Source organism: Bradyrhizobium liaoningense, from assembly GCF_018130955.1.
Classification (GTDB): Bacteria; Pseudomonadota; Alphaproteobacteria; order Rhizobiales; family Xanthobacteraceae; genus Bradyrhizobium; species Bradyrhizobium liaoningense_C.
Genome location: NZ_JAFCJM010000085.1, coordinates 1 through 11089, shown reverse-complemented (window position 1 = coordinate 11089; position 11089 = coordinate 1). Strand labels below are relative to the sequence as shown.

The window sequence follows — 11089 nt, the reverse complement described above, 5'->3', positions numbered from 1 at the left end:
GGCAAACCATGGCGAACCAAGGGCAGAGCACCAGACAGGGTCTTGAGGGGCTGACTGCGGCCGCCAACCAAGCTGTCGGAAATGCCACCGGCGCCAAAAAAGGCCTGCCTCCGGTGCATCTGTGGAATCCGCCGTTCTGCGGCGATCTCGACATCCGAATCGCCGGCGATGGTACATGGTTCTACATGGGCACGCCAATCGGCCGACCGGCGCTGGTCCGCCTGTTCTCGACCATCCTCAAGCGCGAAGGGGACAAGCATTTCCTCGTCACGCCGGTGGAGAAGGTCGGAATTCGCGTCGACGACGCGCCGTTCATGGCGGTCGAGATGCAGAAGGAGGGGGAGGGCAACCATCGCGTGCTGAGCTTCCGCACCAATGTCGACGATTGGGTGAGGTGCGACGGCGCGCACCGGCTTCGCTTCGAGCAGGCGGTCGACGGCGGCCTGACACCCTATCTGCACGTGCGCGCTGATCTTTGGGCCAAGGTGACACGCGCGCTCTATTACGATCTGGTTGACATGGGCGAGGAGCGGGTGGTCGATGGCCAGCCGATGTTCGGCGTCGAGTCGGCTGGCGAGTTTTTTCCGATGGCCGATGCGGAGCAGGTGAGGGCCGCACTTTGAGCAAGCCGATCTTGAAGAACGGACCCGCCGCGCCAGTCGGCGCGATGGAGTTTTTCGACCGCTCGAAGGCGCGGCTTCGCTTCGACGTTCCGCCAGCCCTCTACGATCCCAACATCATTCCCGCCTCCGGCGATCCCGGCACCGACAGGATGCTGGAGATCATCGCGCGCGAGCAGCCGGTCCGGCCCGCTGCGGTGCTGATTCCTGTGATCGACCGGCCCGAGCCGACCGTGCTGCTGACGCAGCGCGCCGCCCATCTCAACGACCACGCCGGCCAGATCGCCTTTCCCGGCGGCAAGATCGACGCGATCGACCCCGCGCCCGTCGATGCCGCGCTGCGCGAGGCCGAGGAGGAGGTCGGCCTGTCGCGCCGATTCGTCGAGCCGATCGGCTATCTCGATCTCTACGGCACCGGCTTCGGCTTCCGCATTCTGCCGACGGTCGCCAAGGTCAAGCCGGGATTCGAGCTGACCATCAATCATTCCGAGGTTGATGATGCCTTCGAGGTCCCGCTATCCTTCCTGATGAACCCGGCGAACCACCAGGTGCACAGCAAGGAATTCCGCGGCATGGAGCGCTCCTACTACGCGATGCCGTTCGCCGAGCGGTACATTTGGGGGGCGACCGCCGGAATATTGCGTGTGCTTTATGAGCGGATCTATTTGTCATGATCCGGCCGGCCCTGACCGAGATCGGAATCTTCCTCATTCCCTTCGCGGTCTATGCCCTGTTTCTGGTCGCGACCCGATCGGGGCTGTTCGTGCAATCGTCCTGGCCGATCTACACCATCGCGCGCCTTGCGCTGGTGGCGCTTGTCCTGGTCATCGCAAGCCTGATCGGGCTCGCGCATTTCACCGGCGCGCCGCCGGATTCGACCTACGTTCCCGCCCATATCGAGAACGGCAGGCTCGTGCCGGGCGTCGAGAAATAGGGCATGATCCGGAAAAGTGCGAAGCGGTTTTCCCTCGCGACAAACGCGGAACGCGTTTGCGCGGAGATCATGCTCAAACAAGGAGCTAAAGCGCGATGACGATTCAACCTGAACTCATCGCGCTTTAGGGCTGCGGCATGAACGCGGAGAGCCTGCTTGCCGATGCGCCCTGGCTGACCTCAGGCGGGACAGCGCGCGTCCTGCAACTCCTCAACACTGACGGCGAGGAAGCCCGCGTGGTCGGCGGCGCCGTGCGCAACGCGCTGTTGAAGCTGCCGCATGGCGACATCGACATCGCGACCACCGCATTGCCCGAGGAGGTGATGCGCCGCGCCAAGAGTGCGGGCATCAAGAGCGTGCCGACCGGCCTCGACCACGGCACCATCACGCTCGTCATCGACGGTCATCCCTATGAGGTGACGACGCTGCGCGAGGATACCGAGACCTTCGGCCGCAAGGCCAAGGTCGCCTTCGGCCGCGATTGGGTGCGGGATGCCGAGCGGCGCGACTTCACCATGAACGGGTTGTCGGTCGACGCCAAAGGTGTCGTGCACGACTATGTCGGCGGGCTCGCGGATGTCGCCGCGCGTCGCGTGCGCTTCATCGGCGATCCCGACCAGCGCATCGCCGAGGACTATTTGCGCATCCTGCGCTTCTTCCGCATCCACGCCGCGTTCGGCGCCGGCGAGCCGGACCGCGACGGCTATCTCGCCTGCATCCGCGGCCGCGCGGGTCTTGCGAGCCTCTCGGCCGAGCGCGTGCGCATGGAGATGCTGAAGCTGTTGGTCGCAAATGGCGCATCCGCCGCGGTGCTCGCGATGGCCGATGGGGGATTGCTGCAAGCGCTGATCGGCGGCGTTGCCTATACAGGGCCGCTCACGACCATGGTCGCGATCGAGCGCGAGCTCGGCGTGGACGCCGACGCAACGCGGCGCCTGGGGGCCTTGAGCGTCGCGGTCACCGAGGACGCCAAGCGCGTCGCGACGCGGCTGCGGCTCTCCAATGCGGAAGCCAAGGCGCTGGATTCGATGGGCCACCGCTGGTGGCGCTGCGCCAGCAAGGACGAAGCCAGCGCGCGCCGGCTCGTCTACCGGCTCGGGCCCGAGCGCTATCACGATCGCGTGTTGCTGGCCTGGGCGCGGCTCGGCGGCGACGTGAGTTCGTCGCGCTGGCGCGAGCTCGCCGAGCTGCCGCAACGCTGGAACGCGCCGAAATTCCCGCTGAAGGCCGCCGACTTCATCGCGCGCGGCGTGGCCGAGGGTCCGCTGCTCGGACATGTGTTGACATTGGCCGAGGACGCTTGGCTCGCGGCGGATTTTCCACTAGAGCAGGCGGCGCTCGCTACCATCGCCGATCAAGCTGCGGCACGCGTCAGCCGCGATCAGAGAAATTGACCATCGTCTCAGGCTTCGCCGATATCTCGCTTCTGCAGCTTCTGCTGGTCGCGTTTGTGGCGTTGTTTGCTTCGATCATCGGCGGTCTCGCCGGCTACGGCACCGGCGCTCTGATGCCGCTGGTGCTGGTGCCGCTGGTCGGCGCCGAGCCGGTGGTGCCGATCATCGCGATATCAGCGATCTTCACCAATTCCAGCCGCGCCGCCGCCTATCTCAGATATGCCGACCGCCGCCGCGCGCTGATCGTGCTGGCCTGCGCGGCGCTGACGACGGCGCTCGGCGCCTACGGCTATACGCGGCTCACCAATGCAGGCGCCGCGCTCGTGATCGGCACGATGCTGATCCTGAGCGTACCGCTGCGCCGGGTGCTGCGGCGGCGCTCCCTGAAGATCGGCGACACCGGGCTTGCCGCAGGCTCCGTCGGCTACGGCGTGCTGGTCGGCGGCACCTCCGGCTCCGGCGTGATCCTGTTGTCGCTTTTGATGGCGTCCGGCCTCGAGGGCGCGGCCGTGATCGCGACCGACGCGATGATCTCGCTCGGCACCGGCCTGATCAAGATTTCCGTCTTCGGCCTTGCCGGTGCGGTGACTGCGCAGGTGCTGGCCTTCGCGCTCCTGATCGGCGGCATGGCCGTGCCCGGTGCGTTCCTCGCAAAGGCCTTCGTCGAGCGGATGCCGGTGCATATCCACGCCGCGATCCTCGATGCCGCCGTCATCACCGGCGGGCTCGTGATGATCTCGGCTGCGGTGAAGCAGATGCTCTGACGAAGCATCGCGGCCCAGGCTGTTTTCGCCTGAGCCGCGATCGGATGTCACGAACGCGCCGCCTCGGTGCGGCGGGCTTCTAGTCCTTGTCGTCTTCGTCTTCCTCTTCGTCCTCATCCTCATCTTCGTCCTCTTCCTCCTCGGGGCGCTCGAGGACGGCGAGCGGCAGCGTCTCGCGGTAGAGCTGGCCTTCCATCCCCATCCAGAGGCAGAGCACGTCGTCCTCTTTCACATCAACGACGGTCAGCGGCTGTCCACCCGACTTCAGCATGACGACGTCACCGGCTTTCAATTCCATGGCTGTCCTCCTGTCTTGATCGACGAGGCGAGAGGCTAGCAAGCCGTCATGACACGCCGATCACGGCGCGCGCGCCTGTGGATTACGACTATCCGCGTTCGGCGACCGCCGTGCGTATCGGCATGCACTGACTGCTGAAAACGCCGATGGCATCGCGCACCAGGGGGATGTGGCAGAAGAAGCCCGAGGGGCGGTAGCGGACCCGGATGCGTTCGAGCTGCGACATGGTCAGCGTCATGAAGGCATTCAGCCGCATGGCCTGGTGGTTGAGGGCGGTGCGAAGATGATGCTCGCGCTTGAGGAAGTCCTGCTTGGCGTCCTCACTGACGTCGTTCTTCGAGGCCCAGATGCGCGCGGTGCGGAGGCGGGCGTGCAGGCCTTCGAAGCAATAATGCAGGGTCAGCACGTGGTGCTTGGCGCTCCACCAGTTGATGTTGACGATATCCCTGGACGAATTGATCGCACCGCTTCCCGCCGCACGCGCGCACATGTCGACATAGGTTTTCTTCTCGCCTGCCTCCGGAGCGCAGAGCTTCTCGTCGGCCGGCCCGTGCTTCTCGCCGTCATAGATGGCACCCTCGAAGCTCGGCAGGTTTGCCGGCGCATCGCAGTCGAAATCATATTCGTTCAACAGCGTTTCCGTCAGCGGGTCCTGGTTTAACGCGCGCGGCGCTGCGGGATCGCGGGTCAGGTCGCTCGGCCAGTCGATATAGATTTCGGTCTCACGCGCGAACACGGCGCTGTTCTGTCGCAACGCCGTGCGCGCCTTGACATAGTCCGGGAACAGATCGTTGGCGGCCTTGGTGTCCATCTGCTTGGCGCCGGCATCCAGGCGGTCGTTCAATGCGCCGGCGAAATCGCTCAGCATGATCTCCTGCTGCATCTGCACTTCGGCAAAGGCGTTGGAGATTTCGATGAAGGTCTTGGTCGCGGTGGTCATGTCGGCCCTGGCCTGCTCGCTGACCTTTTCCTCGTAGGAATTGAGATACTGGAAATAGCCGCCGAAGAAGCCGGTAAGCAGGGTGACGATGGTCAACCCCTTGGTGACAGACAAGCGGCTGTCCCAGGACTGGATCCTCTGCCACACGCCCGGCGGCTCTTCCGGGGGTGTCGCGCGCGGTGTCGTCTGGAGGTCCTGCTGCATCGCTGCCCTCACACTCCTCCGCCCGGCACCAGCCTACCGCAATCGTGGATTGCGATCTGTGAGAAATTTCACTTGGGCGTGGCTGGGAGGGGCGTTACGGCGTCGCAGGCACGAGCTCGGTCAGCGAGCGGATGATGCGATCGGGCCTGATGGTCGAGCCTTCGGGCAGGCCCTCGCCATGCACGTCGATCCAGATCGCATAGATGCCGAGACGCTGCGGCGTCACGACTTCCCATTCCAGATTGTCGCCGATCATCCAGGTGTCCTCGGCGGTGACGCCGAGCGCGTCCATGGCGTGCAGATAGGCGCGCTCCTCGGGCTTGCCGAAACCGTGCTCGCCCTCGATCTGGATGTGGTCGAAGCGGTGGGTCAGCTCGAAACGCTCGACCTTTGCGCGCTGCATGTCGGCCGCGCCGTTGGTCACCAGCGCAAGCTTGACGCCGAGCGCCTTCAACTTGTCGATCGCGTCATGCGCGCCGGGGAAGACGAACATCTCCTCTTCGCGGTAGGCGGTGAAGCGGTCGGCGATGCGGATCGCGAGATCGTCGGATAGCGCGGGGTGGCCGGCCGCGGCCAGCGCGGCAAAGCCGCCCTTCACCGTCAGGTGCCGCGCCTCGGCGAGCTTCAATCGCCAGGCGGCTTCCGCATTGGCCCAAAAATTTCGCGCGAAGGCGAGCACGGCGGTCGCCACCTGCTCCGGCGGCAGCGGCGCGAGCTCGGCCGCGAACTCGTTTGCGATCGTGTTCCAGGCGATCTCGGGACGGCCATAGGCGGACAGGATGGTGTCGTCCATGTCGATCAGCATGGCGCGCGGCAGTGGCGGTAGTCTCGTCATGGCCACTTCACCTCCGGCGGCAGCGACGACAGGATCGAATCCACGTTGCCGCCGGTCTTGAGCCCGAAGATGGTGCCGCGGTCGTAGAGCAGGTTGAACTCGACATAGCGCCCGCGGCGGATCAACTGCTCCTCGCGGTCTTGCGCGGTCCACGACGTCGCAAAGTTGCGTCGCACGAGCTCAGGATAGATCTTCAGGAAGGCGCGGCCGACGTCCTGGGTGAAGGCGAGGTCCGCCTCCCAGTCGCCGCTGTCGTGCCAGTCGTAGAAAATGCCGCCGATGCCGCGCGCCTCTTTCCGGTGCGGCAAATAAAAATACTCGTCGCACCATGTCTTGTACTTGTCGTAGTCGGCAACGCCGTTGGGACCGGTGCAGGCCTTCTTCATCGCTTCATGGAAGGCGAGCGTGTCGGCATCCTCCTGCGTGCGGCGGCGGTCGAGCACGGGGGTGAGATCGGCGCCGCCGCCGAACCAGGCTTTTGTCGTGACCACGAAGCGCGTGTTCATGTGCACGGCCGGCACGTTCGGATTGCGCATATGCGCGATCAGCGAGATGCCGGAGGCCCAGAACCGCGGATCCTCCGAAGCGCCCGGGATCTGCGCGCGGAACTCCGGCGCGAACTCGCCATGCACGGTCGAGCAGTGCACGCCGACCTTCTCGAACAGGCGTCCATGCATCATCGACATCACGCCGCCGCCGCCGGGGGCGCCGCTATGGTCGGTGCGATTCCAGGGCGTGCGCACGAAGCGGCCGGCCTCGCCCGGATAGAGCGCGGACGGAGCATCGTCCTCGAGCCGCTCAAAACTCGCGCAGATGTCGTCGCGCAGGCGCTCGAACCAGCTTCGCGCGCGTGCCTTGCGATCCTCGATCATCGAAACATCCATCTGCAATCCCGTCCTACCTGATCCCAAGCGCCTTGTGCGTCTGCACGCTCAGCCGCCATTGCGGATGGCGCAGGCAATAGTCGATGGCGCGCACCGTGTTCTCGGCCACGTCAGGCCCGTCCATCGGCTGGAGCGAGAAGCGCTCGAAGGCGAGGTCCGCGAAGGCTTCAGGCTGGGCCAACGCCTGCGGATACACCAGCTTGAGCTCGTGTCCGCGCCGCAGCACGAGCTCGCTTCCGCCCTTGGGGCTCACGCAGATCCAGTCGAGGCCGTCGGGTGGCAGCACGGTGCCGTTGGTCTCGACGGCGATCGCGAAGCCAGCCGCGTGTAGCGCATCGACGAGGGGCCCGTCCACCTGCAGCAGCGGTTCGCCGCCGGTCAGCACCACGTAGCGCTGCGCGTCGGTCCCGCTCCATTGCGCGGCGATGGTGCGGGCGAGCTCTTCGGCCGTGGCGTAGCGCCCGCCGAGCGTGCCGTCGGTGCCGACGAAATCGGTGTCGCAGAACTGGCAGACCGCGCCGGCGCGATCCGCCTCGCGGCCGCTCCAGAGATTGCAGCCGGCAAAGCGGCAGAACACCGATGCGCGCCCGGCATGGGCGCCTTCGCCTTGAAGGGTCAGGAAGATCTCCTTGACCGCGTAGCTCACGACCTTCTCCTCAAAAACTTGGACTTCAAGACTTGGACCTCAAGACTTGGACCTCAGGGGTTCCGAACCTGCCGCAGCGCTTCGCCTGCGGCCATTGCCGCGGCCATCGCCACGTTGAGCGACCGCAGCCCCGGCTTGATCGGAATCACCAGCCGCGCATCCGCGGCCGCCATCACCTCGTCGGTGACGCCGGCGCTCTCGCGTCCGAGCAGCAGGATGTCCGACGGCTGATAGCGAAAATCAAGGTAGTTCGTCGCGCCCTTGGTGGTGAAGAGCAACAGCCGGCAGCCCTGCGCCGCGCGCCACGCCTGGAACTTCGACCAGGAATCGTGGCGGGTCACGCTGACCTGGTCGAGATAGTCCATTCCGGCGCGGCGGAAATGCCGGTCCGAGACCGGAAAACCCGCGGGCTCGATGATGTGGGCAGCCATGTCCAGACAGGCGCACAGCCTGAGAATCGTACCAGTGTTTTGGGGGATGTCGGGCTGGAAGAGCGCTATCTGCATGGGGTCGGTCAAGGGTTGGCGCGGCCAAGAATGTCTCAATAAAACATCGCAGGCCGCGGAATTCGTGCATTGCACGCTTCCGCGCCGATAGCGGGCTTGCGCTCGCCCGGCAAGGGTGCCAATAGAACGATTCTGGACTGCGGTTTTCGCCCAATTGGCGCGGAGAAGCATCGTTCTGCCGCCGCGGGGGGCCGCGGGCGCCGGCAGCCTGTTCTGGGGACCTTTTGGGCGCCCCCTGGGGCGGTTCCACCGGTCGCACAAATGAAAGGGTTGGAATCGTGACGACAGCGTCTTCGGCGGACCATCCGACACGCCGTGATTTCCTTTTTGTTGCAACGGGGGCTGCCGCCGCAGTGGGTGGCGCAGCGACACTCTGGCCGTTCATTTCCCAGATGAATCCGGACGCCTCGACCATCGCCGCCGGCGCGCCGATCGAGGTCGATCTCGCCCCGATCGCCGAGGGCCAGGACGTCAAGGTCTTCTGGCGCGGCAAGCCGATCTACATCAGCCACCGGACCAAGAAGCAGGTCGATGCGGCTCGTTCCGTCAACGTGGCGAGCCTGCCGGATCCGCAGTCCGACGAGGCCCGGACCAAGGCCGGCCATGAGCAGTGGCTGGTCGTGATCGGCATCTGCACCCATCTCGGCTGCATCCCGATCGCCCATGAGGGCAGCTACGACGGCTTCTTCTGCCCCTGCCACGGCTCGGTGTACGACACCTCTGGTCGTATCCGTCAGGGGCCCGCACCCGCGAATCTGCCGGTGCCGCCGTACCAATTCGTCTCTGACACCAAAATCCAGATCGGCTGAGGCACGGGAACTGTTTCGTTCCCGGCCTTTGAACCCGTCGCGTCGCTTTATTTCCTCAGGATCGCATCATGAGCGGACCCTCCGACTACCAGCCGAGCAATCCAGCCCTGAAATGGATCGAGCGGCGGCTGCCGATCTTTGGTCTCATGCACTCCTCGTTCGTGGCCTATCCGACGCCGCGTAACCTGAACTACTGGTGGACCTTCGGCGCCATCCTGTCCTTCATGCTCGGCGTGCAGATCCTGACCGGCGTCATCCTCGCGATGCACTACACGCCGTACGCGGACCTCGCCTTCAAGTCGGTCGAGCTGATCGTGCGCGACGTCAATTACGGCTGGCTGCTGCGCAACATGCACGCGGTCGGCGCGTCGATGTTCTTCTTCGCCGTCTACGTCCACATGTTCCGCGGCCTTTACTACGGGTCGTACAAGGAGCCGCGCGAGGTGCTGTGGATCCTCGGCGTCATCATCTATCTCCTGATGATGGCGACCGGCTTCATGGGCTACGTGCTGCCGTGGGGCCAGATGAGCTTCTGGGGCGCCACCGTCATCACCAATCTGTTCTCCGCCATTCCCTATGTCGGCGAGAGCATCGTGACGCTGTTGTGGGGCGGCTATTCGGTCGGCAACCCGACCCTGAACCGCTTCTTCTCGCTGCACTACCTGCTGCCGTTCGTGATCGCCGGCGTCGTCGTGCTGCACGTCTGGGCGCTGCATGTCGCCGGCCAGAACAATCCGGATGGTGTCGAGCCCAAGACCGAAAAGGACACGGTGCCGTTCACGCCGCATGCGACCATCAAGGACTTCTTCGGCGTGTCCTGCTTCCTGCTGCTCTACGCCTGGTTCATCTTCTACATGCCGAACTATCTCGGCGATGCCGACAACTACATCCCGGCCAATCCCGGCGTGACGCCGCCGCACATCGTGCCCGAATGGTACTACCTGCCGTTCTACGCGATCCTGCGTTCGATCCCGAACAAGCTCGCGGGCGTCATCGGCATGTTCTCGGCGATCATCGTGCTGGTCTTCCTGCCCTGGCTCGACAGCGCCAAGACCCGCTCCTCGAAGTATCGTCCGCTCGCCAAGCAGTTCTTCTGGATCTTCGTCGTGGTCTGCATCCTGCTCGGCTATCTCGGCGCGCAGCCGCCGGAGGGCATTTACGTCATCGCCGGCCGCATCTTGACGGTCTGCTACTTCGCCTACTTCCTGATCGTGCTGCCGCTGCTTGCCCGTATCGAGCGGCCGCGTCCGGTGCCGAACTCGATCTCCGAATCGGTGCTGGCGAAGTCCCGCAAGGCGGTGGCGTCGATCGCGGTCGCGCTGGTGGCTGCCGGTGCGCTGTTCCTGGGCTCGGTGGATGGCGCACGCGCGTCCGAAGGCTCGGACACTCCGCCCGGCAACAAGTGGTCGTTCTCGGGCCCGTTCGGCAAGTTCGACCGCGGTGCGCTTCAGCGCGGCCTGAAGGTCTACAAGGAAGTCTGCTCCAGCTGCCACGGCCTCTCCTACATTGCCTTCCGCAATCTGGCTGAGGCCGGCGGTCCCGGTTACTCGGTGGCGCAGGCGGCGGCGTTTGCGTCCGAATACAAGATCAAGGATGGCCCGAACGATGCGGGCGACATGTTCGAACGCCCGGGCCGTCCGGCCGACTACTTCCCCTCGCCATTCCCGAACGAGCAGGCGGCTCGTGCGGCGAACGGCGGTGCGGCGCCGCCGGACCTGTCGCTGATCACCAAGGCGCGCAGCTACAAGCGCGGCTTCCCCTGGTTCATCTTCGACGTCTTCACGCAGTACCAGGAGCAGGGCCCCGACTACGTCGCCGCCGTGCTGCAAGGCTACGAAGACCATGCGCCGGCGGGCGTGACGATCCCGGAAGGCTCGTACTTCAACAAGTACTTCCCGGGTCACGCCATCAAGATGCCGAAGCCGCTCTCCGACGGTCAGGTGACCTTTGACGACGGCTCGCCGGCCACGGTCGCGCAGTACGCCAAGGACGTCACGACCTTCCTGATGTGGACCGCAGAGCCGCACATGGAGGCGCGCAAGCAGCTCGGCTTCCAGGTGTTCGTCTTCCTGATCATCTTCGCGGGCATGATGTACTTCACCAAGAAGAAGGTCTGGGCCGACGCGCACTGATCGGCGCAGCCGGAACGAGACAACGAAAAGCCCCCGCAAGGGGGCTTTTTTTGTGGTGCGCCAGGCATGGCGCGGAGCGCCATGACTGGCGCGATTTGACCGGAGTGGTGTCCGGTCGATGAC

The 11089-nt window shown here is 65.1% G+C and carries 13 protein-coding genes; 7 read left to right on the top strand and 6 right to left on the bottom strand.

The genetic code is table 11. From position 1 onward, the window contains the following. The first annotated feature begins 8 nt into the window (after positions 1-8). From JQ632_RS35880 to JQ632_RS35860, 5 genes are all read left to right on the top strand, one after another. The gene (locus JQ632_RS35880; RefSeq protein ID WP_212407453.1) at positions 9-623 is read left to right on the top strand and encodes a DUF1285 domain-containing protein; all 615 of its coding nucleotides are present in this window, start codon (positions 9-11) and stop codon (positions 621-623) included. Continuing rightward, entirely contained in the window at positions 620-1294 is a 675-nt protein-coding gene (locus tag JQ632_RS35875) for a CoA pyrophosphatase (RefSeq protein ID WP_212407437.1), read from the top strand. Before JQ632_RS35880 ends, JQ632_RS35875 begins: the two co-directional genes overlap by 4 nt. Next, positions 1291-1554, top strand: a complete 264-nt coding sequence (locus JQ632_RS35870) for a DUF6111 family protein (protein WP_212407436.1) — start codon at positions 1291-1293, stop codon at positions 1552-1554. Before JQ632_RS35875 ends, JQ632_RS35870 begins: the two co-directional genes overlap by 4 nt. A gap of 137 nt (positions 1555-1691) precedes the next feature. Next, the gene (locus JQ632_RS35865; protein WP_212407435.1) at positions 1692-2948 is read left to right on the top strand and encodes a CCA tRNA nucleotidyltransferase; all 1257 of its coding nucleotides are present in this window, start codon (positions 1692-1694) and stop codon (positions 2946-2948) included. After that, positions 2945-3712 carry a sulfite exporter TauE/SafE family protein gene (locus tag JQ632_RS35860; protein ID WP_212407434.1) on the top strand — a complete coding sequence of 256 codons (768 nt, stop codon included), beginning with the start codon at positions 2945-2947 and terminating at the stop codon, positions 3710-3712. Before JQ632_RS35865 ends, JQ632_RS35860 begins: the two co-directional genes overlap by 4 nt. 79 nt (positions 3713-3791) lie before the next feature. On the opposite strand, the gene JQ632_RS35855 is transcribed toward JQ632_RS35860, so the two are convergent. From JQ632_RS35855 to JQ632_RS35830, 6 genes are all read right to left on the bottom strand, one after another. Then, positions 3792-4010: a DUF2158 domain-containing protein gene (locus tag JQ632_RS35855; protein ID WP_212407433.1), complete on the bottom strand. Its 219-nt coding sequence runs from the start codon at positions 4008-4010 to the stop codon at positions 3792-3794. A gap of 88 nt (positions 4011-4098) precedes the next feature. Next, positions 4099-5154 (bottom strand): hypothetical protein, encoded by a 1056-nt coding sequence (locus JQ632_RS35850; protein WP_212407432.1) that lies wholly within the window; start codon positions 5152-5154, stop codon positions 4099-4101. A gap of 94 nt (positions 5155-5248) precedes the next feature. Then, positions 5249-5989, bottom strand: coding sequence for an HAD family hydrolase (locus JQ632_RS35845; protein WP_212407431.1), 741 nt, complete (start codon positions 5987-5989; stop codon positions 5249-5251). Next, positions 5986-6873, bottom strand: coding sequence for an oxygen-dependent coproporphyrinogen oxidase (gene hemF, locus JQ632_RS35840; protein ID WP_212407430.1), 888 nt, complete (start codon positions 6871-6873; stop codon positions 5986-5988). The genes JQ632_RS35845 and hemF overlap by 4 nt, the downstream gene beginning before the upstream one ends. A gap of 13 nt (positions 6874-6886) precedes the next feature. Then, positions 6887-7519, bottom strand: a complete 633-nt coding sequence (queE, locus tag JQ632_RS35835) for a 7-carboxy-7-deazaguanine synthase (protein ID WP_212407429.1) — start codon at positions 7517-7519, stop codon at positions 6887-6889. A gap of 53 nt (positions 7520-7572) precedes the next feature. Continuing rightward, complete coding sequence (locus tag JQ632_RS35830; protein ID WP_212407428.1) at positions 7573-8025, bottom strand: tRNA (cytidine(34)-2'-O)-methyltransferase; 453 nt, start codon at positions 8023-8025, stop codon at positions 7573-7575. 278 nt (positions 8026-8303) lie between these two features. Between JQ632_RS35830 and petA the strand changes: the two genes are divergently transcribed. Together petA and fbcH are read left to right on the top strand one after the other, a co-directional pair. Continuing rightward, positions 8304-8834, top strand: a complete 531-nt coding sequence (gene petA, locus JQ632_RS35825; protein ID WP_212407427.1) for a ubiquinol-cytochrome c reductase iron-sulfur subunit — start codon at positions 8304-8306, stop codon at positions 8832-8834. Positions 8835-8902: 68 nt separating this feature from the next. Next, a complete protein-coding gene (fbcH, locus tag JQ632_RS35820) occupies positions 8903-10966 on the top strand; it encodes a cytochrome b/c1 (protein WP_212407426.1) in 2064 nt (687 codons plus the stop codon). The last annotated feature ends 123 nt before the right edge of the window (positions 10967-11089 follow it).